The sequence below is a fragment of the Isoptericola sp. b408 genome (assembly GCF_030588085.1).
Lineage (GTDB): Bacteria > Actinomycetota > Actinomycetes > Actinomycetales > Cellulomonadaceae > Isoptericola > Isoptericola sediminis.
In genome coordinates, this window is sequence record NZ_JAUQYQ010000001.1 from 100,196 (window position 1) to 125,775 (window position 25,580).

Below are 25,580 nucleotides of genomic sequence, written 5' to 3' on the forward strand. Positions count from 1 at the left end.
GCTCACACCCCCTCGGGGGCGAGGACGGTGAGACCCACCACCGCGCTGCCCGGCCCGGCGGTCATGGCCTCGCGGTCGGCGAACTCGGGGACCAGCAGGTGGCCGTCGACCGCGACGAGCTGTCCCGTCTCCCCGAGCCGCCCGTCCCCGAGCGGGACCCGCGGGGCGACCTCGCGTCCCGTGCGCAGGTCGATCGTGAACAGCGAGAACGTGGCCGGCCCGGTGGCGGGGAACTCCAGCAGCACACCGGTCATCCGCTCCCCGTCCGTGGTCGCCGACAGCACGTACCGCCGCGGGCCGGCGTCGGGTGCCAGGCTCCACAGCTCCGACCCGTCGGCCGGGTCGTACGCGGCCAGCAGGTTCCAGCCGCCCGCCACGACGACGTCGGCGGTCCGCACCAGGACCTGCGGGTCGTCCATCGCGGCCTCCCACCGCTGGGTCCCGTCGTCGGCGAGGGCGACGACCCGGTCGGTGCCGACGGCGACCTGGCCGGACCCGCTGCTGCCGTCGGTCGCCGGGACCTCCACCCGCAGGTCCGGGAGCTCCAGCAACGGGTTGCCGTCGTCGGTCTGCACGATCGTGCCGGACCCCTGCGGGACGACGAACCGGTCACCCGGGGCGGGCTGGCGGACGGGGTCGTCCGGCCAGGTGCTCCGGTCCGTGGCGTACCCCAGCGGCACCCCGTCGTACGTGGCACCCCCGTCGACGGCGCAGCCGTCGAAGGCGACCATCGACGGGGTGCCCAGCAGGACGCCGAGGTCCAGCACGGCCCGACCCCCCGGCCCGGGCACCGCGTCCCCGCTGCGCCCGTCGGCGCCGAGGTCGTAACAGTCACTGACGACGACGTCGGACAGCGCGGCCAGGTCCAGGGTCTGGCGCCGCTCCCCGGTCAGGGCGTCCTCCAGCCGGACCTGCGTCGACCCCGGCTCGAGCCCCGGACGGAGGAGCTCGGCAAACACCTGCCTCCGCGAGGCGAACGTCACCTGGGCGGGCAGGTCGCTGTCGTGCTCCGCGACGAGCAGCCCGCCGTGCGCCGCGGGGGCGACCGCGCGCAGCGGCCCGCCGTAGCGGTCGTCGTCCAGGTCCCGCCGCCCGACGACGTCCCCGTCGGCGTCCAGCACCGTGACGGCGCGCGCACCGTCGCTGCCGTGCACGCACGTGACGGTCCCGACCGGGATCGTCCACTCGACGCCGCTGCCGAGCCGGGGACGCGGGCCGCACTCGAGCCTGTCGTCGAGGGTGGTGCGCCAGCGTTCGGCGCCGGTGGCGACCTCGAGAGCCACCAGGTCAGCACCTCTGACCACGGCGAGACCGCCGTCGGGCAGCACCGTCGCGAGACCGTCGACGTCGGCGTGCCAGACCTCGGTCAGCGCGCCGTCCAGGGAGAGCACACCACCCGGTGCGGTGCGCAGGCGGTCGGTCTCGACGTGGTCGGCCAGGGCGCCGGCCGCCACCGCGCCCCCGGCGAGCACGAGGACGGCGACGGCCGCGATCCCGAGCGCGGTGCGGCGCTGGCGGCGACCCGCCCGGCGCCACCGTTCGACCGCCCGGACGGTGCGTCCGGTCCGGCCGGGTGCCGGGCCGCCGTCCGGGTGCCCGGTGGCGTCGGGGTCCACGGCGTCGTGGGACACGTCGAAGGTGACGACCTCGCCCCCGCGCTGACGGCCCATGCGCGCGACCCTAGCTCGCCAGGCCGACGATCGCGTCGTCGGCCGTCCGCACGACGCTGCCAGCGATGGCCGCGACCCGGACCGTGCCGACCGCGTCCGTGTGCCAGCGGGTGGTGCCGTCCGCGAGGTCGAGGGCGAGCAGGCCCGCCGACCCGTCCGCGCCGACGGCGGGGAGCAGCACCAGGGTGCCGTCGGTGACGACGCCTCCCCCGCGCGGTCCGGCGCCGGTCGTGCGCAGGTCGTCCCGGGCCCAGCGCACCGCACCCGTGGCGACGTCGATCCCGACGAGGCCGGCGTCCGACCCGACCTGGGCCACGACCGTCCCCCCGGCCCGCGCCAGCACGCCGTGCACCGTGCCGACGTCGGCGGACCAGACCTCCTGGCCGGTGGAGTCGTAGGCGGTGAGACCTCCCCGGGAGCGGGCGAACAGCGGCCCCGTCCTGCTGTCGACGGCCATCGGCTCGAAGACGTAGCCGCGGACGACGACGTCGCCCCGCCCGCTCGCGTCCGTCAGCCGGGTGCCGCCGCCCTCGAACAGGTTCCAGCCCCCGTCCACCGACGGCAGGGCCAGACCGTCCACGGTCGACCCGTCCGGGAGCATCGCCGTGCTGCTGCCGCACACCGCGAGGCGGACCGTGGAGGACGTCGTCAGGACGGACGTGTGGATCGAGATGAGGTCCTGCCCCTCGGGGCCGGACGCGAGACCGCAGGCCCGCAGCTCGGCGGCGGTGCGCAGCTCCACGGGGACCCGCGCCCGCTCGGCACCGGACGCCGCGTCCTGGAGCCGCAGGACGGGGTCCTGCCAGTCCTCGGACTGCTGGATCGCGGCGAGCCGCGTCGCGGCCTCGTCGGCGTCGTCGACCGTGAGGAGGGCCGCCGACCGCGCCCCGACCGCCACGGACCCGTCCGGACCCGGTTCGACCCGCGGCGCCCCGGCGGTCCACGTCTCGAGCGTGCGGTCGTTGACCAGGCCCAGGTCGCGGCGCCCCTGCACCTGCCCGGCGGCGTCGACGACGACGGCCCGGCGTGCGGGCGCCCCCTCGAGGCAGACGAGACGGTCCACGGGTTCCACGAACTCCACGGGGAACGTCGGCCGCGGTCCGCACCGCGGCTGCTCGCCCAGGGCGTGCCGCCACACCTCGTCACCGGTCGTCGTGTCGACCGCGAGGAGCTCGGAGTCCGCGCGCGTGACGACGACCCCGTCGGGCAGCACCGCGAGGACACCGTCGTCGGTCGCGACCCGCCAGACCTCGCGCAGCGGGGTGGAGAGGTCGGCGACACCGCCCGGCATCGTCGCCATGTGCGCCGCGTGCGCGGCGTCGGCCCGGCTGTCGGTGACCGCGACCCCGGCCGCCGTCCCGAGCACGGCGAGCGCCGTGACGCCGACGGCCCCGACACGGAGCCGGGGCGACGCGGCCCGCCACCGCGCCCCGAGCGGGCCGGCCACGTGCCGCCGGAACCAGCCCGGCCCGCCCGGCGCGGCCCCCCGGGTCGACCCGTCGACACCCGGTCCGCGGCCGCCGTCGTCCTCCTCGCCCTCGTCCGGGGCGAGGTCGATCTGCACGGGATCGGGCCGTCGCGGCATACCCTGCAATCTACCGCCGCAGCAGCAGGCTCCCGCCGCCGGCCGCTCGGCCGCCGGCCCGCAGACCCTACGGCGACAGGCCGACCAGTGCGGCGTCGGCGGTCTCGACCTGCACCCCGTCGACCGTCTCGACGAAGCCGCTGCCCGTCGCGTCGACGAGGACGGGTCGCCCGGCCACGACGGAGACGCTGCCGTAGCGGGCGTCCACGGTGGTGCTCCACACCGTCCGGCCGTCGTCGAGGTCGACCGCGACGAGATCGGTCTGCGGGCCGCCGGTGACGGTCAGCAGCGCGATCGAGCCGTCGGTGGCGGCGCCGTGCACCCCGCCGTGGTCACCGGGCGACAGGTCGTCGCGGGTCCACCGGACGTCACCCGTCCCGAGGTCGACGGCCGACACCGCGCCGTCGTCGAACAGCAGCACGGCGACCCCGTCGGCACGTGCCAGGTAGCTGTGGACCCGGACCTCCTCGGCGTCGGCCGTCCACAGCCGGTCGCCGTCGCCGACGCCCGCCAGACGTCCCTCCTCGACCAGGACGAGTCGCGGCTCGGTCGTGCCGTCCACGACGGCCGTCTCGAGGACGGCTCCGGGGATGGTGCGTTCGACGTCGCCCGAGGCGTCCACCACACGCGTCCCGCCCTCGACGGGCTGCAGGAACCCTCCGTCGACCGACGGATACCGCACGGGCTCGGACCGCTCGCCGTCGGGGCTCAGCGCGACGGACTCCCGACACACCGAGAGGTGGACCTCCCCGCCCCAGACCCAGAGGGTGGGCGCTACGTGGAGCGTCGAGCTGCCGTCCGGGCCGTCGCTCGTGGCACAGCCCGCCAGGTCCTCGGCGGTGCGGAGCTCGAGCGTCGCCTCGCCCCGGACCTGCCCGGTCAGGGCTTCCTCGACCCGGACCGTCGGGTCCTGCCAGTGCCCCTCGGAGCGCGCCCGCGCCAGCTCCGCGACGGGGTCGGTCGGGTCGAGCGCCAGACCGTGCGTCGCGCGTTCGAGCACGGCGATCGTCCCGTCCTGCGCCGGGAGGATCTGCGGTGCGTCCCGGTCCCAGATCTCGCGACTCCAGTTGGCGAAACCCAGGTCGCGTTCCCCGAGCACCACGCCCGCGGCGTCCAGGACGGTCGCGGTGCGTTCGCCCGCGCCGTGCACGCACACGAGGGTCTCCGACGGCGTGACCGCGGCTCCGGTCGTTCTCGAGCCGCACTCGGCGAGCGCGCCCAGCTCGTGGCGCCACACCTCGTCGCCCGTGGCGACGTCGACCCCGAGGACGTCGGCCCCGTCGCGGGTGGCGACGACACCGTCCGGGAGCACCGCCAGGACACCGTCGTCGGTCTCCACCCGCCACGTCTCGTGCAGCGGCGCGGAGAGGTCCGCGACCCCGCCCGGCATTGCGGCCATGTGCTCCGCGTGCGCGGCGTCGGCCCGGGCGTCGAACGCTGCGATCCCGGCCGCCGCCCCGACGACGGCGACGGTCGTCACGCCGACGATCCCGACCTGCAGCCGACGAGGTGTCGCCCGCCAGCGTGCGCGGACCGGACCGCCGACGTGCCGGCCGAACCAGCCGGGCACGGCGTGCTCGCTGTCCGGTCCGGCGTCGGCCGTCGCTCCGCCGTCCCCGGGACCGCCGTCGTCGTCGGCGACGAGATCGAACCGGACGCGGTCAGGCGGTGGGGACATACCCGGCAATCTATCCGTCACGATCGCCTCAAGAGAACCCCTTGACTAGTTCTGCGGGCGCAGCGCCTGCCGCCAGGACACCCGGCCACCCGTCTGCAGCAGCGACCCGCGGAACGCCCGCTCGGAGACCAGCAACGCCGCCGCGGCGAACCCGGCCAGGAGCACCAGCGAGACCACCGGTTCCCACCACGCCGCGTCCCGCGCCAGCACCCGGGCCGGCATCGCCACCACCGACGCGATCGGCACGTACGACAGCACGGTGAGGAACGCGCCCGAGGCGGAGAACGTCACGAAGTAGACGCCCATCACCAGGAAGGTCATCGGCGTGGCCGTGTACTGCAGGTCCTCGGCGCGGCTGGCCAGGGCCCCGGCGACCGCGTACAGGGCCGCCAGCGCCAGGAACCCGACCGTGAAGAACACGACGAACCAGATCAGCGACGTCGACAGCGCCGGCAGCGCCATCGAGACGGGGCTCGCCGAGACCGCGACCAGGCCGACCCCCGCGAACAGCAGGTTCTGACCCACGGCGATGACCGAGCTGCCCAGGATCTTGCCGGCCAGCAGCTGACGCAGCGGGATCGCGGTGGCGATGATCTCCACGAGTCGGGACTGCTTCTCCTCGACCACGGAGCTGGCGATCATGTTGCCCGAGGTGATCGCCCCCGCGAAGAACAGGAACGACAGCGCGAGGGTCGCGAAGAAGAGCGCCTGCTCACCGACGGCGTCGGGTTCCAGGGCCTCGGTGGTCAGCTCGGCGCCGGCCGACAGCTCCGTCACCGAGGTGCCGGCCGCCTCGGCGTTCGCCGCCACCACCTGCTGCTCGACGGCGGCGGCCACGAACCGCTCCACGGACCCGCCCGGCTCACCCTGGCCGGCGAGCACCCAGCCGTCGTCGCCCGGATGCAGCCAGGCGTCGGCGTCACCGGCGGCGAGCGCCCTCCGTGCCGCGTCCGCGTCGGCCACCTCGAGGACGTCGATCTCGTCGTTCCCGCCCTCGCCGGCGGCCAGCTCGCCGGCGGACGTCACCGCCGTGACGGCGGCGGTGTCGTCGCTGCTCACCGCGACGGTGGTGGTGTCGACCCGGTTGGCCTGCCAGGCGAAGAACGCCGCGAGAGCGACGATGACGACGAGCGAGACGACGAGGCCGACGACGAAGGCCCGGTTCATCGCGCGGGTGACGATCTCGCGCTGCATCACCAGTCGCCAGGCGCCCCGGGTGCCCTCGTCCGGCCGTCCGGGCGACGAGTCCGCGGCGAGGCGTGTCGGTTGCTGCGTGGACATGGTCATGAGGTCACCTCGCGGTAGATCTGGGCCAGGGACGGGCGGACCGGGGAGAGCTCGCGCACGGTGCCCCGCTCGACCGCCGCGGCGAGCAGACGCCGGGCCGCCTCCTCGTCGGCGAGCTCCAGCAGCGCCGTCGCGCCGTCCACGTCGACGGCGTGCACACCCGGCACGCCCCGGACCCAGCCGGCGTCGCCGCCGAGCACCAGCCGGTGCCGCACGGTGCCCGTCTCCTGCAGCTCGGCGGGGGTCCCGTCCGCCACGACCCGGCCGCCGCGCAGGATGACGAGCCGCTCGCACAGCCGCTCGACGAGGTCGAGCTGGTGGGAGCTGAACAGCACCGGCACCCCCCGTGCGGTGTGCCCGCGCAGCAGGTCGACCATGTCGTCCACGGCGGTGGGGTCGAGCCCGGAGAACGGCTCGTCGAGGATCAGCGCCCGCGGCCGGCCCATGAGCGCCGCCGTGATCTGGACGCGCTGCTGGTTGCCGAGGCTCAGCTTCTCCACGTGGTCCTTGGCGCGGTCTGCCAGGCCGAGGCGGTCCAGGTGCTCCACGGCCTCGGCGCGCGCCGTGGCGGCCGGGATGCCGCGCAGCCGCGCGAGGTAGACGAGCTGGTCCAGCGCCGGCTGCTTCGGGTAGAGGCCGCGTTCCTCGGGCATGTAGCCGAAGGTGCGGCGGTCGGCCCGGGTGACGGGGTCGCCGTCGAACAGCACCTCCCCGGAGGTGGTGGCGAGGACCCCCATCATCATCCGCATCGTGGACGTCTTGCCGGCGCCGTTCGAACCGACGAACCCCGTGAGCATCCCGCCACGGGCGGCGAAGGAGACGCCGTCGACCGCGCGCAGGTCGCCGAAGGTTCTGGTCAGGTCCCTGACCTCGAGTGTGGACATGCGACTCACGCTACGGGCGCGGTGCCGGTCGCGGATCCGCCGTGAGGAGGACCTGCGCGCCTCCGTCGTGCGGGCGAGATCGCCGCGTCGTCGGCGACGTCGTCCGCGGTCATCGATCGGCGATGGATGCGTGACCGAGCACGTCGGGGTGGTCACATCCTGTGGACGACGTGCCCGGCGATTCCTTCCACCTGGTCTGCTGGGGCGATGCCGTCACCCCCGCTGGTCGTCCCGCAGCGTGCTCGACGGATCGCGGCCCGGCAGGAGGGACTGCTCTCGACCGACCAGTGCAGGTCGTCCGGCATCACCCGTCAGCAGGCGGCGCGCCTGGTCGCCCAGGGGCGCTGGCGCCGCCCGGTCCGGGGCGTGTACGACACCGGAGTCCCCGGGGAGCCGGGACGGGACCGCCTCGACCGCGCGCGTCGACGGGCCGCCCTGCTCGGTCCGCTGGCGTGCCCCGGCACCGTGGCCACCGGTGTCGCCGCGCTGGTCCTGCACGGCGTCCAGGGGGCACCGGTCGAGGTCCGGTCGGAGGTCACGGTCCCGGACGGGTCCGCACGCCGCGGCCCCGGCCCCGTCCGTGTCCGTCGGCTGCGGCTCCGTCGCTGGGCGGAGGTCGACGGCATCGCCTGCGCCCTGCCGGAGGACGCCCTGGCCCACGCGGTCCCGACGCTGCCGAGGTACCGCGCCGTCGCGATGATGGACTCGGCGGGCCACCGAGGTCTCGTCTCACGCGCTCTCCTGGACCGCGCCCGGGAGAAGTCCGGCGACCTCGCCGGGTCGGCCGCGCGCCGGCCCTGGTGGGACGAGTGCGACCCGCGCGCCGAGTCGCCGGCCGAGACCTGGGCACGCCTGAGCTGCGCCGACGCCGGCGTCGCGCCGGACGCCCTGCAGCTGCGGCTGGTCGGGGAGTCCGGGCGGGTCGTGGCCCGCGTCGACCTGGCGTGGCTGCTTCCCGACGGGAGCGCGCTGCTGGTCGAGATCGACGGGCGTGATGCCCACACCGGGCCGGAGGCCCTCGTCGCCGACCGGATCCGTCAGAACCGGATCGTCGGACGGCGGTCCCTGGTCCGCCGGTACACGGGGCGTGAGGCCTGGAACGGCACCGTCGCCCGGGAAGTGGCCCGACTCCTGGCCGCGGAGGGCTGGCACCCGCACCGGGTCCCGACGGACCATCGCTTCGTCCTGCCGAGGTGACGGGACAGCTGCCGGTCGACGGCGGCCCTGGTCAGCCATCGCGCCCGGATCACTGACCAGACACGTCGTCACCCACGCACGGCCCTCGGCGTCGACGCGGAAGGTCAGGCATCACCGGCTGATGGCTGACCGTCCACTACGCCGGATCCGGCCCGTCCTGCAGACCGTGCCGGTGGACGTAGACGACCGCCTGGACCCGGTCGCGCAGGTGGAGCTTGGACAGCACGTTGGACACGTGGGTCTTGACGGTCGCCTCGCCCAGGTACAGCTCGGCGGCGATCTCCGCGTTGGACAGCCCGCGCCCCACCTGCACCAGCACCTCGTGCTCCCGGGCCGTCAACCGGTCCAGACCCGGGGCCGACGGCGGCGTGACGGCGTCCCGGACGGCCGGTGCCTGCACCGGACCGGCGGTGACCCGGGCCACCATCCGCTCCACGACCCGCCGTGTCACCTGCGGCGACAGCAGCCCGTGGCCGTCGGCGACGGTGCGCACGGCCTCCACGAGGTGGTCGGCGTCGGCGTTCTTGAGCAGGAACCCCGACGCACCGGCGGCCAGGGCGTCGAAGACGTAGGCGTCGTCGTCGAACGTCGTGAGCACCAGCACGCGGGACAGGTCCTCCGCGACGATCCGGCGGGTCGCCTCGATCCCGTCCATCACCGGCATCTGGACGTCCATGAGCACGACGTCGGGACGCAGCTCGCGGGCCGCCGCCACGGCGTCGACGCCGTCCCCCGCCTCCCCGACGACGTCCAGGTCGTCCTCGAGGGCCAGGATGAGCCGGAATCCCGACCGCACCAGCCGCTGGTCGTCCACGAGCAGCACCGAGGTCACGACGCGTCCTCCGGGAGGGGGAGCCGCACGCGCACCCGGTAGCCGCCGGTCACCCGCGGGCCGATCTCGGCCACTCCGTGGTGGGCGGCGACGCGCTCCCGGAGCCCGACGAGCCCCAGCCCCGTGCCGGACGACCCCGGCCGTGCGCGACCGTCGTCGAGCACCTCGACCTCCGCGAAGCCCGCCGAGGCACCGGGCCCGCCGCCGTCCCGGCGGTCCACCCGGACCGTGACGGACGCCCTGCGGGCCGTCGAGTGCTTGCGCACGTTGGCCAGTCCCTCCTGGACCGTCCGGTAGAGACTCAACGCCAGCGGGGCGGGGACGTCGGCCTCCGCCCCGGAGGGTTCCGCGACCAGCGCGTAGGCGACGTCCAGCCCGTCCTCGGCGGCGGCCAGCGCGGGGATGTCCGGCAGCCCCGGCCCGGGCGAGCGCCCGCCGGTGTCGTCGGCACCGGCCGCGTCGGTGCCGGTGTCCCGCAGGGTCCCCACGAGCCCCCGCATCTGGGTCACCGCCTCCCGGGAGGCGGACTCGATCACCGCCAGCGGCACCCCGGGGTCCTGCGCGGCGGTGTCTCCCTTCGCCAACAGGCGGCGGGCCGCCGCGGCCTGGATGCCGATGACGGAGACGTGGTGGGCGACGACGTCGTGCAGCTCCCGGGCGATGCGCAGCCGGTCCGAGACGACGGCGCGCCGCTGCAGCTCGGCGGACTGCCGTTCGATCGTGGCGGTCTGCTCGCCGAGCTGGCGGCGACGCCGCGCGGCGTTCCAGGACACCTGGCCGATCGCGATCGCACCGAGGAAGTACGCGATGTTGATCAGCCACACGTTGGCGACCATGGCGACGATCGGGTCGACGGAGCCGGGCGGCTCGTCGAGGAGTCCCTGCGACTCGGCGGCCTGCTGCAGTCCCGAGCCCACGGCGATCTCCCACAGGAGCCAGGTGAACATCGCCAGCAGGCAGACCCCGACGACGACCACCATCGCCTGGCGGTCCCGCGCCCAGGCGACGGCCGAGTACAGCGCGACGAAGTAGACCGCCTGGAGCACCACCGTCATCGGGATCGTCGGGACCGTGAGGCCCACCACCAGGAAGTGCGCGTAGACGACCACGAGGACCGTCAGCGGGTACCGCCGGCGCACGACGAGGGGCAGCGCCCCGGCCGCCGACAGCACGGCCACGAGCCACGCGGGCGTCCCCGCCTCGATGATCCCGGCCGAGCGCGCCAGCTCGGAGCCGCCCACGGCCAGGACGACGAGGGCGAGACCGAGCCACACGTCGTGCCGGCGCGACAGGACCGGGTCGGTCGGGGTGCGTTCGAAGTCGGCGTCGAGACCGAACCACTCGGCGATCAGCTCGGCGGGGCGCAGGCGCGGCATCCGTCCAGCGTACGGAGGAGCGCCGACCGGGCGCCTCCCCCGCGCGACGGAGGCACGCCGGGCAGCGGGGCCCCGGCCGCCGAGGCGACCTCAGCCGCGTCGGTGCTGCACGCGGTTGGCGGCGAGGCTGACGATCATGGCCACGAAGACCACCAGGTAGACCTGACCGATGACGGCCTCGCTGGTGGCCAGCAGCCGGCCCGCCGCGTTCTCCGCGGCGAGGTCCCCGTACCCGAGCGTCGTGATCGTCGTCAGCGAGAAGTACATGAACGCCGTGCTCGGCTCCTCCTGCCCGAAGAACGGCGTCGAGGAGACCGCGTCGGCGGTGATGAACGCGTAGTAGTACGCGACGGCGATCAGCACGTACGCCGAGACGGCCCCGAGCACCGTGGCCAGGGAGACGACCCGGTGGTAGAGCAGGCGACGCACGACCAGCACCGGGGCCATCGCGGCGATGATCGCCAGCAGCGGAGGCACCGACGTCAGGGTGTCGGGGGTGTTCAGCACCAGCACGATCGTCAGGGACAGCACGAACAGCAGGCCGAGCACCAGGTAGAGCCACCGCCGCGGCCGCGCACGCAGGCCGGCCGCACGCAGGGCCAGCACGAAGGTCGCTCCCACCGTCACCGTCGTCGCGAGCCCCGCCAGGGCCGGTCCCAGCTCGCCTCCCGGGGCCGACCGGATGTCCACGAGCGACAGCAGCACGACCGTCAGGGCGCTCAGGGCGAGGAGCAGGCCGAACCGGTCGACCCAGCGGGAGTGCGGGTCGAACCGGGGGTCGTCGGGCGCCACGGGCTGCGGCCGGCGCGGGAAGAAGCCCTCGTGCGGCGCGTCGGGGTCGACGTCGCCGGTCACGGCTGCTCAGCCCCGGGATCTGGTCGGCTCGGCACGGCGCCCTCCGATGTCGGGTGCGACCCATCGTGGCCGACCTCGCCACCCGTCGCCAGGGCACGGCCGGTCGGGACCGTGACGGCGGCGATCGCCGTCGTGATCGGGATCGCCAGCACCAGGCCGATCGACCCCACCAGGGTGCGCACGACCTCCTCGGCGATCTCCCCCGAGGTCAGCGTCGTCAACGGCGTCTGGTCCAGCAGCCACACCGTCAGCAGCATGGGCAGGGCGGCACCGACGTAGGCGAACGCGATCGTGTAGACGGTCGAGGCGATGTGGTCGCGCCCGATCCGCATCGCCCGGGCGAACAGGGCCCGTCGCGGGGCCGACGGGGCCAGCGCCCGCAGCTCCCAGACGGCCGACGCCTGCGTGATCGTCACGTCGTTGAGCACACCCATGCCCGCCAGCACGAGACCGCAGAGCGCGATGCCGCGCAGGTCCACCCCGGGGGCGATGACGGGCAGGTTCTGCGCGACCTCCTCCGAGGCCCCCGTGATCTGTGCGGCGCCGGTGGCCCACGCTCCGATCCCGGCGGTCAGGGCCAGACCTGCCAGGGTCCCGAGCAGCGCGACGGTGGTGCGCGCCGTCAGGCCGTGGGCCAGGTAGAGCACGGCCAGCATCACCGCCGACGAGGTCACCAGCGCCACGCCCAGCGCGTTCTCCCCGGAGAGCAGCGCGGGGAAGGTGAAGGTCACGAAGACGCCGAAGGCCACCGCGAGCCCCGCGAGCGCCGCCAGGCCCCGCCACCGGGCCACGAGCAGCACGACCAGCACGTACGCGGCCGCCAGGAGCGCGAACGGGACCTCCCGCTCGTAGTCCATGAAGACGTAGGGGACGGGGGTCTCGGCGAAGTCGCCGATGTACAGCGCCACGACGGCGTCGCCGGGTTCGAGCGCGAACCGTGGTTCCGCCTGCATCCCGGAGGTGCTCCCGTCGGGCAGCCGGATCGCGACGTTGCCGGTGGTCGAGTCCTCCGTGGTCGGCCAGGAGGCGTCGCCGGCGGCCTCGCCCTCGAGCGGGCCGACCACGGTCGCGGACACCAGCTCGCTGCCCTCGACGACCACGGGCACCCGGTCGGGCACGTCGGCGGCCGAGGGCCACAGCTGCCACAGCCCCAGGGCGGTGGCGACGAGGGCCGGAAGGACCAGGAGCGCGAGCACGACCCGTGTCCGCAGCGGGGCGGGCGGGGCCGGGCCTCCGTGACCGTGCCCGTGCCCACCGCCGGTCACGGTGGTCAGCTCGGCGGTCCGGGCGTGCCGGGCGCCGATGTCGGTCGTCACGCCCGGCATCCTGCCACGCCGCGCTCGGGCGTTCCGCACCCCGCGCCGTACACTCCGCGGGTGACCACCCCTGCCCCGGTGCGCAACGTCGGCACCGTCGCCGGCGTCGCGGCCGCCGTGCTGGGCGGTCTGGCGGCCGCCACGCAGTCCCGGGTCAACGGGACCCTGGCCACCGAGGTCGGCAGCGGTTTCGGGGCGGCCGTCGTCTCGTTCGGCTCGGGGCTGCTCTGGCTGACGGTCGCGGTGCTGTGCTGGCCCGCGGCGCGCACCGCCCTCGGTCACGTCCGCACCGCCCTGCGCACCGGGGGGCTCCGCCCCTGGGAGGTGCTGGGCGGACTCGGCGGCGGGTTCTACGTCGCGGCCCAGGGCCTGACCGTCTCCTCCCTCGGCGTCGCGCTGTTCATGGTGGCGATCGTGGCCGGGCAGTCCGTGAGCTCGCTGGTCGTGGACCGGCTCGGGCTCGCCCCGGGCGGGGTCCGGCTGGTCACCGTGGGCCGCGCCGTCGGCCCGGCGCTGACCGTGGTCGCCGTCGCGGTCGCCGTGTCCGGGTCGGTGGACCGCGTCGAGGATGTGTGGCTGGCCGTGATCCCGCTGCTCGCCGGGATCTTCCAGGCCTGGCAGCAGGCGATGAACGGGCGGGTGCGGGGTGCGGCCGTCCCGGCGGCCGCACCGGGGGCACCGCCGTCGTCCACGTTCCCCGGGGTGGCGGCGGCGACGTTCATGAACTTCCTCGTCGGCACGACGGCGCTGGTGGTCGCCTTCGCCGTGTCGGTGCTGGTGGGCGGGTGGCCGGAGGGCGCGCTGCCGACGCGCTGGCCCCTGGACCTCGTGCTGTACTCCGGCGGGCTACTCGGCATCGTGTTCATCGCGATCCAGGCAGCCGTGGTACACCGCATCGGCGTGCTGCTGCTCGGTCTGGGGCTCATCGCCGGGCAGGTCGTCGGCGCGCTCCTGCTCGACGTCCTCGTCCCCGGGGCCGCGGCTCCCGGTGCGGCCATGTACGTCGGCGCCGCCTTGACCCTGGTGGCGGTCGCCGTCCCGCTCGTCGAGTCGCGGCTCCGGCACCGACGCTGACCCCGGGCGACGACGCGACCGAGCGCCGGGCGCTCGGTCGCGTCGTCCGGGGGTCAGCCGTGGAAGCGGACCTGACCCTGCGGGTTGAGCTCACGGTAGGTGTTCGGCTGCTGCTTGCCGACACCGGCCGCGTCGTCGATCTCCAGGCCGTCGAAGCCCTGCGGGATGTCGTTCGAGAAGGCGTACCCGTTGTCGTAGTGCGCCGACCACGACCCGCCGAGGATCAACCGCTCGGCGGACAGCGGGCCCCGGTCGAACCAGGCGATCTCCGTCGGGTTCGTGGCGGGTCAGGGAGCCGTCACGAAGATGTCGAACAGCTCCGGGTGGTGGCCGTGGACCAGCACCGCGAAGACGACCGCGTCGAAGAGCAGGTGCACGGTGACCACGTACGGCAACGACTTGTACCGGGCGAAGATCCAGCCCTGCACCAGCGCGAACGGGATCGTCAGCAGCGGCCCCCACTCGCGGTAGCCGAGCTCCCACAGGAACGACACGAACACCGTGGCCTGGAGCAGGTTGGCCGCCTGCAGCGGGAAGTGGCGGCGCAGCAGCGCGAACACCGTGCAGATGAAGAACAGCTCGTCCCAGATGCCGACCGCGTTGACGCCGACGAACAGCCTCCCGATCGCACCGTCCTCCTCGAGCGGCGGCCAGTTCAGGTACGCCCCGGAGGACAGGAAGTACCAGGGCAGCACGAGGTAGCCGACGACGACCACGACCACCAGGTAGAGCCACTGCCCGCGGGTCCACCGGCGCCCGGTGAGGACGGGGAACTGCACCGCACCCTTGCCGTCGTCGTCGCGAAACACGTAGCGGGACAGCGCCCAGGGCACCAGGACCGCCAGCGACAGCGCGACCGTGAACCGGGCCATGCCGGCGTCGGACAGGTCCGCCTGCAACGAGATCGACGAGACGATCGTCATGCCGAGCGCGATGAGCGCCAGGTCCCGCCCGAGGAGGCGGTCGACCACGAACCCGAGGACGACCCCGGCCAGTAGCGGCACGTAGCCGAGCGGGCGCACGTGGACGGCGAACAGGAGCACGGCTGCCCCGCACACGAGCACGGCAGCGCTGTAGCGGGCGAGGACGGCGGTCATGCCGGGCACCCTAACGGTGCGGACGGGCGACGTCAGGGCGCCGGGTGCGCGTCGCCGAGCTCGACGAACACGGCGCGGTTGAGGCGGAACGCCTCCTGGGCCTCCGCGACGGCCGTCGCCGTCTCGTCAGGGGTCAGTGCGAGGTCGTCGAGCCGGGCCCGGTACAGGTCCTTGAACGGCTTGAGCCGCGGGATCGCGGGGAAGTCGTAGAACTCCAGGCCGTCGGCCCCCATGCCGTAGTGGCGCTGCATCATCCGCTGCACGATCTGCCCGCCCGAGAGGTCGCCCAGGTAGCGGGTGTAGGCGTGGGCGGCGTACTCCGGCACCCGGGTCCCGACGTCGTGCAGCCGGGCGGCGTAGGTCGCGGTGGCCGGCAGCACCCGGATCTCGTCCCGCCAGGCCGGTCCGCGCAGGAACGCCAGGTCGCGTTCGATGGCCGGGACGCGCCTCAGCTCGTCGAACACCAGGCCCGTGCCGCGCCGATCCTGGCGCACGGTCTCGCCCACCTGCTCCAGGGCGGTGTACACGGCGTGCTGCTGGGCGGCCAGGTCGGCGTAGGCGTCCACGTCGAGCCGACCACCCAGGAGCAGGGAGACGAAGCCTTCGTTCTCGGCCTGCTCGTGCTCCTCGCGCGTGCCGTCGCGCAGCAGGGCGGAGAGGGTGCGCTCCGGGGCGACGACGGGCATGGGACCTCCACCGGGACGGATGGTGACGACGTGTCGGGACCCCTCCACGATAGCGCAGGACTTAGGTATACCTATCCTCCGCCGGCGGCGCGACCGCGCGGTCCTCGGGGGCGTTCCGCAACACTGCTGCGCGACGCAGCAGGTGGTGCCGCTCCGGCACGGACGTGGCCGTCCCGGCAGCCCGTGCGTACAGGTCCGCCGCCAGCACCCGCGCACCGGCGAGCTCGTGCAGGTACGCCTCGACGGCGACCCGTCGTGGCACGTCCGGGGCGACGGCGTCGAGAGCCCGGAGCCCGGCGGGTGGACCGTCGGCGTGCCCGACGGCGACCGCCCGGTTGAGGCGCACCACCGGGGAGTCCGCGAGCGCCACGAGCTCGTCGTACCACTCGAGGATCTGCATCCAGTCGGTCTCTGCGGCGGTCGCCGCGTCGTCGTGCAGCGCCTGGATGGCCGCCTGCACCTGGTACTCCCCCAGGCGGTCCCGGGCGAGCGCGGCCTGCAGCAGCCGCACCCCCTCGGCGATCGCCGCGGTGTCCCAGGCCGAGCGGTCCTGCTCGGCGAGCGGCACCAGCTCGCCACGCCGCGTCCACCGGGCCGCGCGACGCGCGTCGGTGAGCAGCATGAGGGCGAGCAGGCCGGCGACCTCCGGGTCGGCCGTGGCGACGGCGAGCTGCCGCGTCAGCCGGACGGCCTCCCTGGCCAGGTCCACCTCGCCCGTGTGCCCCTCGGTGAACATCACGTACAGCACGCGCAGGACGTTCTGTACATCACCTGGCCGGTCGAACGCCTCGCCGGCGACGGTGCGCTTCGCACGGCTGATCCGCTGGGCCATCGTGGCTTCCGGGACCATGTACGCCCGCGCCACCTGCGCCGTCGTCAGCCCGCCGACCGCGCGCAGCGTCAGCGCCACGGCCGAGGCCGGGCTCAGCGACGGGTGGCAGCACCGGCTCAGCAGCAGCAGCGTGTCGTCGCCCTGCTCGGTCGGGCCCTGCCCCGGGGCGGCCGTCACCTGCTCCTCGCGCCGCCGTCGGGCCTCGTCCGCGCGCCGGGCGTCGAGGAACCGGCGCCAGGCCACGGTGACGAGCCACGCGTGCGGGTCGGCCGGGAGGTCGGCGGGCCAGCGACGTGCGGCCTCGACCAGCGCCTCCTGGACGCTGTCCTCCGCGGTGGCGAAGTCCGCGCCGCGCCGCACGAGCGCGCCGAGGACCGGCGGGCCGAGCTCGCGCAGGAGCCCGGCCACGTCCGTCCGGTCCACGGCCGCTCCGTCGCCCGGGCCGGTCACTCCGCCCCGGCCGGCGCGTCCTGCAGGAACGGGCGCACCTCGATCCACTCCTCCAGCGGCAGCCCACCGGGTCCGGGCGCCGACGACAGGAACGCCGCCGCCTCGTGCGCCCGCTCGGTCGAGTCGACGTCGATGATCATCCACCCGGCGATCACGTCCTTGGTCTCGGCGAACGGTCCGTCGGTGACGGGCGGGCGCCCCTCGCCGTCGAACCGCACGAACGTGCCCTCCGGGGACAGCGCCTGGGCGTCGACGAACTCACCACGCTCGGTGAGGACGTCGATGACGTGGTCCATGAACGCGATGTGGTCGGACACCTCCTGCGGCGTCCAGCGGTCCATCGGCTGCACCGCGTTCGGCCGCTGCTCCGGGCCGCCGCGGTAGTGCTTGAGCATCAGGTACTTCGTCATGGTCGTCTCCTTCGTCCGGGGTCCTTCGTCGATCGTGCCGACACCCGGGGGACGGAGCCACCGGACGGTTCTCGACATCCCCGGGTACCTCAGGCGGTGAGGCGGGACGTCTGAGGTGCCCGGAGAGCGGCAGGACCGGTCGTTCGGACGATCCGCCCCCGGGCACCTCAGGGGCACCGTCGGGGGTGTCAGGACGACGCACGACGAGGAGCGAGATCATGTCCCAGCTGTTCGGTCCGGCCCTGGAGGCCGAGCTCGCCTACCGGCGCGAACGCGCCGCGCAGGCCTACCACGCCCCGACCTGGTGGGATCGGTGGCGCACCCGGCGGGCCACCCGGGGCCCTGCGGCACGACCGGTCCGGGTCCGTGCCGGGGCACACCACCACCAGCCGGCGTGACCGCGGCAGGGCCGGGGGCCGTCGACGACCGTGCCCGAGATGTCGGGGGCGGGTGGGACGATATGGAGGTGAGGCGCTCGTCGCAGGTTCCTCTGGTCGGCCGGGAGTCACAGGTCGCCGGGTTCCGCCGTGCCTACGACCGCGCGGCCGTCGGACGGCCGGGCGTGCTGGTCGTCTCCGGCGATGCCGGCGTCGGCAAGACGCGCCTGGTCACGGACCTCGCCGCGACGGCGGACCGTGCCGGTGGGCACGTGGTGGTGGCGCACTGCGTCGACCTCGGCGAGATCGGCATCCCCTACCTGCCCTTCACCGAGGCGCTCGGCCTGCTCCGGGCCCCCGCCGCGTCCGACGACGACGTGGCCGGCCGCGTGGCGCGGCTGATCGCCGGGCGGCCCGCGCTGGCCCGCCTGCTCGGGCCCGGTGACGACGAGCCGCCGTCGTCCGGTCGCGACGACCAGGCCGAGCGGCTCCCGCTGCTGGACGGGATCGCGAGCGCGCTCGCGATCGCCGGCCGCCCGGGCGCACCGCTGGTGCTGGTCGTCGAGGACCTGCACTGGGCCGACCCCTCCACGCGGGACGTGCTCCGGTTCCTCGTCGCCCGGATGCGGACCGAGCACCTGCTGCTCGTGCTCACCTACCGCAGCGACGACGTCGACCGCCGGCACCCGTTGCGCCCGCTGCTCGCCGAGCTGCACCGCATGCAGCCGGTCGAGCACGTCGAGCTCGACCCGTTCACCCCCGACGAGCTGCGGACCTTCACCACCGCCGTGCACGGCGAGCCGCTGCCCGAGGCAGACTTCGCCGAGGTGCTGCGCCGGTCGGAGGGCAACGCGTTCTTCGCCGAGGAGCTGCTCGCCGCGGACGCGTCGCCCGGCACCCTGCCGTGGACCCTCGCCGACATGCTGCACGCCCGGATGCAGCACCTCGACCCCACCGTGCAGCAGCTCGTGCGTCTCGCCTCGGTCGCCGGTCGCCAGGTCCGCGAAGACCTGCTGCTGGCGGTGGCGGCGCGCACCCCCGGGCTCGACGGGCCCGGCGCGGCCACGGCCGCGCTGCGCGACGCCGTCGCCCGGCAGGTGCTCACGGTCGAGGGCGTCCACGTCACCTTCCGTCACGCCCTGCTGGCCGAGGCGCTGGCCCTCGACCTGCTGCCGGGCGAACGGGCCACGACCCATCGCACCTACCTCGCCACCCTGTCCGAGCGGCCCGACCTGGGGTCGGCCGCCGAACGGGCCCACCACGCCCGGCAGGGGCACGACCTGCCGACCGCGCTGGCGGCGTCCGCGGAGGCGGCCGACCGGGCCCGCGAGCTGCTGGCCCCCGGCGAGCAGCTGCGGCACCTGGAGAACGTCCTGTCGTTGTGGGAGTCCGTGCCGGACGCCGCCGGGCTGATCGGGGCGGACCGCGTCGACGTGGCGCTGGAGGCGGCCGGGGCCGCCTCGCGCGACGGGCGGCCGACACGCGCCGTCCAGCTGGCCGAGGGCGCCGTGACCTCCCTCGACGACAGCCCGCGACGGCAGGCCGCGCTGCGCCACGTCGTCGCCCGCTACCAGCTGGAGCTCGACGACCTCGACGAGGCCGCCCGGCAGACCGACCCGGCCCTGACGGCGCTCGGGGCGGAGCCGACGGCGGAGCTCGCCGCCACCCTCGCCACCCGGGGCCGCATCGAGCTCAACCGGGACGAGGACGACGTCGCACGGGAGTTCCTGGAACGTGCCGTGGCGGTCGCCCGCGCCGTCGACGACCCGGTGCCGGAGACCGACGCGCTGACGTCGCTCGCCGTCCTGGAGGTCGGCGATCCCGACGAGGCGGCGCGGCTGCTCGAGGCGGCACGGGACCGCGCCGTCGCGGCGGGCAGCCTGAGCACCGAGCTGCGCTGCTGGTTCAACCTCGTCTCGACCCGGTACTACGCGGGCCAGCTGGACGCCGCCGAGGACGTGCTGCGCGCCGGGCTGGCCCGCGCCCGGGAGACCGCCACGGATCGCGGATCCTACGGCCTGGCGATGCGGGAGCTCGCCGAGCTGCTGCGCTACGTGCGCGGCGACCTGAGGGCGGGCGAGAGCGGACCGGGCCCGGGGGCGGCTCCGACCGTGGCAGCCGCCGGGCTGTACGCGGCGGTCGCCCGCGGCGACGCGGACGCCCTCGACCGGGCCGCCGCGCTGCGCCAGGACGGTGAGATCGACGGGTTCGTCCTGCTGATCGCCGGTGGCTGCGGCGTCGACGCCCTGACCTGGGCCGGGAGGTACGACGAGGCGGTGGAGCTGGCCGGCGACGTCGCCGAGCGGCTCGGCACCGTGTGGAGCATGTACTTCCTCGGCCGGATCTGGATCTCCGCGCTCGCGCTGGCGGCCCTTGCCGGCGCGGCGGAGGAGGCCACGGCCGGTCGGGGCGACGCGGCACAGGCCGAGCGCCGGCGGCGCGGCGACGAGCTGCGCACGATCGCCCGGCGGACGGCCGAGCGGGGCAGACCGCGCGGGGGCGTCCTCGGCCCCGAGGGGCGGGCGTGGCTGCAGCGGGCGGAGGCCGAGCACGCCCGGCTGGTGGCGGCCACGGGCGGCGGCCCCGCCGACCCGGAGGTCTGGGAGGCCACCGTGCAGGAGTTCTCCTACGGCTACCGCTACGAGGTGGCCCGCTCGCGGCTGCGCTGGGCCCAGGCGCTCTTCGCCGCCGGTGAGCGCGACACCGCGGAGCTGGAGACCGCCGAGGCCCTGCACGAGGCGGAGGCCATGGGTGCGGTGCCGCTCGTCGAGGCGACCCGCGCGTGGGCCCGACGCGCACGGGTGGCCCTGCCCGGCGTGCGACGCCAGACCGGGCTGCTGACCGACCGGGAGGAGGAGGTCCTCGCGCTGGTCGCCGAGGGTCTGTCCAACCGCCTCATCGGCGAACGCCTCTACATCACCACCAAGACGGTCAGCGTGCACGTCTCCAACATCCTGGCCAAGCTCGGGGCGTCGCGTCGCGCCGAGGCCGTCGCGGTCGCCACGCGCCGCGGTCTGCTCACCCTCTGACCGCCGGAAGGACACCGCCGTGACCACGATGGACACCCGGGAGATGCTGCTCCACTACCTGCACGACGCGCGCGAGGCCCTGGTGTGGAAGACCGAAGGACTCTCCGAGCGGGAGCTCCGGATGCCACGCACCACCACGGGTACCAACCTGCTCGGGCTGGTCAAGCACGCGGCCAGCACGGAGGTCGGCTACTTCGGGGAGGTCTTCGGGCGGCCGTGGCCGACGCCGGACGAGATCGCGTGGACCACCCGCTTCGACACCGAGCCCAACGGGGACTTCTTCGCGACCACCGACGAGTCGGCGGAGCAGATCCTCGACCTCTACCGCCGCGTCGCGGCCTTCGCCGACGAGACCATCGAGTCGCTGCCGCTCGACGCCCCGGGGCACGTGCCCTGGTGGGGCGACCGTGGCGGCGTCACGCTCGAGCGGGTCGTCGTGCACGTGCTCGCCGACCTGCAACGGCACGCCGGCCACGCCGACATCCTCCGTGAGGGCATCGACGGCGCCGTCGGGCTGCTCCCCCGGAGCACGAACATCCCCGACGTCGACCAGGCGGCGTACGTCGCCCGGCTGCGCGCGATCGCGGAGCGGTTCCCCGCCTGACCCGGGCGACAATGGGTCGGTGCAGTGCCCCCACTACGACGCCGGCCGGTGCCGGTCGTGCACCCTCATCGAGATCCCGCGCCCCGAGCAGGTCCGCGACAAGGAGTCGCACGTGCGCGAGCTGCTCGCGGGGTACGACGACGTCACCTGGCTGCCGCCCGTCGTCGGCCCGGAGAGCGGGTTCCGCAACAAGGCGAAGATGGTGGTCACCGGCACCGTCGACGACCCGGTGCTGGGGATCGTGGGACCCCCCGGACCGTACGCCGGGCAGAGCGTCGACCTCACCGACTGCGGCCTCTACCCCGCCGCGCTCCAGGCCTCCTTCGGCCCCCTCGCCGCGCTCGTCACGCGGGCCCGGATCCAGCCGTACGACCTGTCGCCGCCCGGCGCCGGCGCCGACGGCGCCGCGCGCCGGCGACGGGTCACCCCCCGGGACGCCGCCCGGCGTGGCGAGCTCAAGCACGTGCTGGTCACCCTGTCGCCCGACGGCGAGCTCATGGTGCGGCTCGTGCTGCGCTCCACCGAGGCGGTGGACCGGATCCGCAAGCACCTGCCCTGGCTGCACGAGCAGCTCCCCGGGCTGGCGGTCCTGAGCGTCAACGTCCAGCCCGCGCACGCCGCCGTGCTCGAGGGCGACGAGGAGATCGTGCTCACCGAGCGCTCGACGCTGCCGATGCGCGTGGACGGGATCACCCTGCACCTGCGACCGCAGAGCTTCTTCCAGACGAACACGGGCGTCGCGGCGGCCCTGTACCGGCAGGCACGCGCCTGGGTCGACGAGATCGGGCCGACCTCGCTGTGGGACCTGTACTGCGGGGTCGGCGGCTTCGCGCTGCACGTCGCCGCGCCGGGTCGGGCCGTCACCGGGATCGAGATCTCCGCGGAGGCCGTCGCCTCGGCGACCACGACGGCGACCGAGCTCGCGACCCTGCCTCCCGACGCGGTCGTCGGCGACCACGACGCGGCCTGGTGGCGGGACGCCGTGCGGGACGTGCGGTTCGTCGCCGGCGACGCGACGGACTTCGCGCTCGGCACCGGGAACGACCCGCAGCTGGTCGTGGTGAACCCGCCGCGGCGCGGCATCGGCGCCGACCTGGCCCGCCGCCTCGAGGATTCGGCGGTGCGGCACGTCCTGTACTCGAGCTGCCGCGCGAGCACGCTCGCCCGCGACCTGGCCGAGATGCCGTCGCTGCGGCCGCGGCGGGCGGTGCTGCTGGACATGTTCCCCCAGACCTCCCACTTCGAGGTGATGGTCCTGCTCGAGCGGATCTGAGCGCGTGTCGGTAGTGACGTAGATCACCCTGAGGCTCTAGTGTCGCAGGCAACCGCACCCGCATCCGCGCGTCGTGCACGGGTGGACAGGGGGCCGACCGGCCCCGGGTGCTCGACCTGGAGGTTGATTCGTGCGCAACAAGCTCCTCACGCCAACCGTCGCGTCCGTGGCCCTGACCGGGCTCCTCGGCGCGGCGCTCCTGGCGCCACCCGCCACCGCTGCACCCCCCGAGATCCCGGGCCGCGATCTGGCCAAGAAGGTCACCGGCGAACGGGTCTGGGACCACCTGGAGGCCTTCCAGGAGATCGCCGACGAGAACGGTGGCAACCGCGCCATGGGCACCCCCGGCTACGAGGCGTCCGGCGCCTACGTCGAGTCGGTGCTGCAGAAGGCCGGCTACGAGACCGAACGGCAGTACTTCGAGGTCGAGCAGTTCAGCGTCCTCGACCTCACCGTCGAGGTGCCGGGCGTCGAGCTCGAGCCCCGTCCGATGAGCTACTCCACCTCGACCCCGGACGACGGCGTCACGGGGATGCTGGTGGAGCCGTCGGTCGTCACCGGCTGCGCGGCCGGCGACTGGGGCGGCATCGACGCCACGGGCATGATCGCCCTCGTCTCGCGCGGCGGCTGCACGTTCGCCGCCAAGTCGCTCAACGCGGCCGCGGCGGGTGCCGAGGCCGTCATCATCTACAACAACGCCGCGGGCGCCCTCAACGGCACCCTCGGCGGCCCGGACGCGAACTTCGCACCGACCGTCGGCGTCACGCAGGCCGAGGGCGACCTCATCCTGCAGGCGTGGGAGGCGAACCCGGACCTCGAGGTGTTCTTCGACCTGCAGACCTCGCTCGAGACCAAGGAGACCTTCAACGTCCTCGCCGAGACGCGCACGGGCCGTGACGACAACGTCGTCATGCTCGGCGCCCACCTCGACAGCGTGGACGAGGGCGCCGGCATCAACGACAACGGCTCCGGCTCCGCGGCGATCCTCGAGACCGCCGTCCAGCTCTCCAAGGGCGGTCCGCTGAACAACAAGGTCCGCTTCGCCTGGTGGGGCGCCGAGGAGCTCGGCCTGCTCGGCTCGTGGCACTACATCGAGGACCTCTACTTCAACAGCCCGGAGGAGCTCGAGGACATCTCGGCGTACCTCAACTTCGACATGATCGGCTCGCCGAACTACACGATCGGCGTGTACGACGCGAACGAGTCGACGTTCGAGGCCCCGGTGACCGTGCCGGACGGGTCGGTCGCGGTGGAGTCGATCTTCACCGACTACTTCGACGGTATCGACCAGCCGTGGGTCGACTCCCCGTTCTCGGGCCGTTCCGACTACCAGGCGTTCATCGAGGTCGGCATCCCCGCCTCGGGCCTGTTCACCGGCGCGGACGGCGTCAAGACCGAGGAAGAGGCCGACATGTTCGGCGGGACGGCCGGCATCCTGCTCGACCCGAACTACCACACCCCCGCCGACGACATCGACAACGTGTCGATGGAGGCCCTCGACATCATGTCGCGGGCGATCGGTCACGCAGCCCAGCAGCTGGCGTGGAGCACGGAGGACGTCAACGGTGAGGTGGGCGGCGGCCCGGGCAACGCCCCCGAGCCGCCCGGCAAGGGCCTGCGCCGCTGAGCGCAGCGACGACACCACGGACCGGGGCGGTCCCGCATCACGCGGGGCCGCCCCGGTCCGCATCAGTCCACGGGTACGAGAAGTGCGCCCGGTGCGGACCCGCCCGGCCCGGTGACCCGCACGTCCAGGACACCCGTCGAGGACCCGCGGGTCGACACCGACCAGGAGCCGTCCGCGGCGCGCTGGACCCGCACGTTGCCGTCACGCGGTGAGACGTCGACGATCTGGCCGCCTCCCGTGGGGACCACCTGGGACGTCCCGCGTCCCGAGACGTCGAGGGCCACCGTGGTGGTGACGGGCTCGGAGGCCGGGGCCGGGGCCGACGGCGACGACGCGGACCGGGTCGGTTCCGGGGACGGTGCGGAGGTCGTCCCGGGCGACGATCCGCGAGGCGGCGTCGAGGCGGGCGGCACCGACGCGGACGACTCCTGCGACGTCGGCTCGTCGCCGGGGGAGGACGTCGACGCGGAGGGCGTCGGTTCCGGGTCGGGCACCGGACCCGACGAGGCCGACGACGGCGACGGCGACGGCGAGGAGGTCGGCGACACGCCGGGCGACTGCGCCGAGGCGGAGGGGTCCGGCGACAGCAGCATCGTGACCTGGGGTGCCGGCGCCGAGGAGGAGCTCTGCATCGCCGCCGGGACCGGCAACGACGTCCCGTCGAGCGCACCGCCGCCGTCGAGCAGGGTCCCCGCCGCGATCGCGACCGCGACGACGCCGACCGCCGCGGCGACCGCCACCGGGCGCCCGACCGCGGCCGGTACCGGCCCGGGGAGGAGCCCGCGGCGCGGGCCGGGGGTGAGCGGGGCGCCGAGCACGGCCGGCAACGACCGCACGGTGGGGACCGGTGCACCGCGCAGGGTGGGCGCGACGTCCTGCAGCGCCCAGGCCACCCCGCGGACCTCGACGAAGGCGCGCAGGCAGCCGCTGCAGCCGAACAGGTGGTCCTCGAGGAGCTGACGACGTCCGCCACCGAGCCGGTGCCCGACGTAGCCGGGCAGGGCGTGGCGCGTCTCCACGCACGCGCGGCGCGACCCGCCGCGGGCGTGCGCTGCCGCCAGCGCCCGGGCGAACCGGTCCTCGGCGTGCCCCAACCGACGTGATGCCGACCGACCGGGGATCCCGAGCTCACGGGCCACGACCTCGAGCCGTCGGCCCGCGACGTACCGGTCCCCGAGCAGCCGCTGGTCGTCGTGCGACAGGGTCGCCAGCGCCGTCCGGACGACGTCCGGGTCGACGGTGCCGGCGGCGCCCGGGCCGTCGTCGTGGCCGGCCGCGGCCGCCGCGGCGCGCAGCTGCCGCGCCCGCTCGACGGCGCCCGACGACCGCTCGACGGCGTTCTTCCTCGCGCTCACGCGCCCTCTCCCCCTGCCGGTCGCCCCGGCGCCCGACATCCGCGCACGTCAGGGACATGATGGCAGCGCAGCACCCGGTGCTGGCA

22 protein-coding genes are annotated in these 25,580 nt (G+C 74.8%); 7 read left to right on the forward strand and 15 right to left on the reverse strand.

Annotation, left to right across the window (positions count from 1 at the left end):
* Positions 1-2: 2 nt before the first annotated feature.
* The 5 genes from Q6347_RS00450 to Q6347_RS00470 form a co-directional block, all read right to left on the reverse strand.
* Positions 3-1,670 carry a PQQ-binding-like beta-propeller repeat protein gene (locus Q6347_RS00450; RefSeq protein WP_304606327.1) on the reverse strand — a complete coding sequence of 556 codons (1,668 nt, stop codon included), beginning with the start codon at positions 1,668-1,670 and terminating at the stop codon, positions 3-5.
* Positions 1,671-1,680: 10 nt separating this feature from the next.
* The gene (locus tag Q6347_RS00455) at positions 1,681-3,255 is read right to left on the reverse strand and encodes a PQQ-binding-like beta-propeller repeat protein (protein ID WP_304606328.1); all 1,575 of its coding nucleotides are present in this window, start codon (positions 3,253-3,255) and stop codon (positions 1,681-1,683) included.
* Between the two features lie 67 nt (positions 3,256-3,322).
* A complete protein-coding gene (locus tag Q6347_RS00460; RefSeq protein ID WP_304606329.1) occupies positions 3,323-4,933 on the reverse strand; it encodes a PQQ-binding-like beta-propeller repeat protein in 1,611 nt (536 codons plus the stop codon).
* Between the two features lie 45 nt (positions 4,934-4,978).
* Positions 4,979-6,220 carry an ABC transporter permease gene (locus Q6347_RS00465; protein WP_304606330.1) on the reverse strand — a complete coding sequence of 414 codons (1,242 nt, stop codon included), beginning with the start codon at positions 6,218-6,220 and terminating at the stop codon, positions 4,979-4,981.
* Positions 6,217-7,104, reverse strand: coding sequence for an ABC transporter ATP-binding protein (locus tag Q6347_RS00470; RefSeq protein WP_304606331.1), 888 nt, complete (start codon positions 7,102-7,104; stop codon positions 6,217-6,219). The genes Q6347_RS00465 and Q6347_RS00470 overlap by 4 nt, the downstream gene beginning before the upstream one ends.
* Positions 7,105-7,311: 207 nt before the next feature.
* On the opposite strand from Q6347_RS00470, the gene Q6347_RS00475 reads away from it, so the two are divergent.
* A complete protein-coding gene (locus Q6347_RS00475; RefSeq protein ID WP_304604716.1) occupies positions 7,312-8,301 on the forward strand; it encodes a type IV toxin-antitoxin system AbiEi family antitoxin domain-containing protein in 990 nt (329 codons plus the stop codon).
* A 136-nt stretch (positions 8,302-8,437) separates the two neighbouring features.
* On the opposite strand, the gene Q6347_RS00480 is transcribed toward Q6347_RS00475, so the two are convergent.
* From Q6347_RS00480 to Q6347_RS00495, 4 genes are all read right to left on the reverse strand, one after another.
* Positions 8,438-9,133, reverse strand: coding sequence for a response regulator transcription factor (locus Q6347_RS00480; protein WP_304606332.1), 696 nt, complete (start codon positions 9,131-9,133; stop codon positions 8,438-8,440).
* Complete coding sequence (locus tag Q6347_RS00485; RefSeq protein ID WP_304606333.1) at positions 9,130-10,509, reverse strand: sensor histidine kinase; 1,380 nt, start codon at positions 10,507-10,509, stop codon at positions 9,130-9,132. The genes Q6347_RS00480 and Q6347_RS00485 overlap by 4 nt, the downstream gene beginning before the upstream one ends.
* Before the next feature lie 90 nt (positions 10,510-10,599).
* Entirely contained in the window at positions 10,600-11,364 is a 765-nt protein-coding gene (locus Q6347_RS00490; RefSeq protein WP_304604719.1) for a potassium channel family protein, read from the reverse strand.
* Positions 11,361-12,680, reverse strand: coding sequence for a YibE/F family protein (locus Q6347_RS00495; RefSeq protein ID WP_304606334.1), 1,320 nt, complete (start codon positions 12,678-12,680; stop codon positions 11,361-11,363). The genes Q6347_RS00490 and Q6347_RS00495 overlap by 4 nt, the downstream gene beginning before the upstream one ends.
* A 60-nt stretch (positions 12,681-12,740) precedes the next feature.
* On the opposite strand from Q6347_RS00495, the gene Q6347_RS00500 reads away from it, so the two are divergent.
* On the forward strand, positions 12,741-13,754 hold the full coding sequence (locus tag Q6347_RS00500; protein ID WP_304606335.1) for a DMT family transporter: 1,014 nt from the start codon (positions 12,741-12,743) through the stop codon (positions 13,752-13,754).
* Between the two features lie 53 nt (positions 13,755-13,807).
* Here Q6347_RS00500 and Q6347_RS00505 read toward each other — a convergent pair whose 3' ends face one another.
* The 5 genes from Q6347_RS00505 to Q6347_RS00525 all read right to left on the reverse strand — a co-directional run bounded on the left by Q6347_RS00505 (position 13,808) and on the right by Q6347_RS00525 (position 17,229).
* Positions 13,808-13,981, reverse strand: a complete 174-nt coding sequence (locus tag Q6347_RS00505; RefSeq protein ID WP_304606336.1) for a hypothetical protein — start codon at positions 13,979-13,981, stop codon at positions 13,808-13,810.
* Between the two features lie 60 nt (positions 13,982-14,041).
* Positions 14,042-14,851 (reverse strand): type II CAAX prenyl endopeptidase Rce1 family protein, encoded by an 810-nt coding sequence (locus tag Q6347_RS00510; protein ID WP_304604722.1) that lies wholly within the window; start codon positions 14,849-14,851, stop codon positions 14,042-14,044.
* Positions 14,852-14,883: 32 nt separating this feature from the next.
* The gene (locus tag Q6347_RS00515) at positions 14,884-15,537 is read right to left on the reverse strand and encodes a heme oxygenase (biliverdin-producing) (protein WP_304606337.1); all 654 of its coding nucleotides are present in this window, start codon (positions 15,535-15,537) and stop codon (positions 14,884-14,886) included.
* Positions 15,538-15,598: 61 nt separating this feature from the next.
* Positions 15,599-16,792, reverse strand: a complete 1,194-nt coding sequence (locus Q6347_RS00520) for an RNA polymerase sigma factor (protein WP_304606338.1) — start codon at positions 16,790-16,792, stop codon at positions 15,599-15,601.
* A gap of 23 nt (positions 16,793-16,815) precedes the next feature.
* Positions 16,816-17,229, reverse strand: a complete 414-nt coding sequence (locus Q6347_RS00525; RefSeq protein ID WP_304604725.1) for a YciI family protein — start codon at positions 17,227-17,229, stop codon at positions 16,816-16,818.
* Between the two features lie 218 nt (positions 17,230-17,447).
* Between Q6347_RS00525 and Q6347_RS00530 the strand changes: the two genes are divergently transcribed.
* The 5 genes from Q6347_RS00530 (at position 17,448) to Q6347_RS00550 (ending at position 24,139) form a co-directional block, all read left to right on the forward strand.
* The gene (locus tag Q6347_RS00530; protein ID WP_304606339.1) at positions 17,448-17,627 is read left to right on the forward strand and encodes a hypothetical protein; all 180 of its coding nucleotides are present in this window, start codon (positions 17,448-17,450) and stop codon (positions 17,625-17,627) included.
* Between the two features lie 62 nt (positions 17,628-17,689).
* Positions 17,690-20,635 (forward strand): AAA family ATPase, encoded by a 2,946-nt coding sequence (locus Q6347_RS00535; RefSeq protein ID WP_304606340.1) that lies wholly within the window; start codon positions 17,690-17,692, stop codon positions 20,633-20,635.
* A gap of 28 nt (positions 20,636-20,663) precedes the next feature.
* Positions 20,664-21,239 carry a DinB family protein gene (locus Q6347_RS00540; RefSeq protein WP_304606870.1) on the forward strand — a complete coding sequence of 192 codons (576 nt, stop codon included), beginning with the start codon at positions 20,664-20,666 and terminating at the stop codon, positions 21,237-21,239.
* A gap of 19 nt (positions 21,240-21,258) precedes the next feature.
* A complete protein-coding gene (rlmC, locus tag Q6347_RS00545; RefSeq protein WP_304606341.1) occupies positions 21,259-22,512 on the forward strand; it encodes a 23S rRNA (uracil(747)-C(5))-methyltransferase RlmC in 1,254 nt (417 codons plus the stop codon).
* A 130-nt stretch (positions 22,513-22,642) separates the two neighbouring features.
* Positions 22,643-24,139 carry a M20/M25/M40 family metallo-hydrolase gene (locus Q6347_RS00550; protein WP_304606342.1) on the forward strand — a complete coding sequence of 499 codons (1,497 nt, stop codon included), beginning with the start codon at positions 22,643-22,645 and terminating at the stop codon, positions 24,137-24,139.
* Between the two features lie 62 nt (positions 24,140-24,201).
* Here Q6347_RS00550 and Q6347_RS00555 read toward each other — a convergent pair whose 3' ends face one another.
* The gene (locus tag Q6347_RS00555) at positions 24,202-25,494 is read right to left on the reverse strand and encodes a zf-HC2 domain-containing protein (protein WP_304606343.1); all 1,293 of its coding nucleotides are present in this window, start codon (positions 25,492-25,494) and stop codon (positions 24,202-24,204) included.
* Between the last annotated feature and the right edge of the window lie 86 nt (positions 25,495-25,580).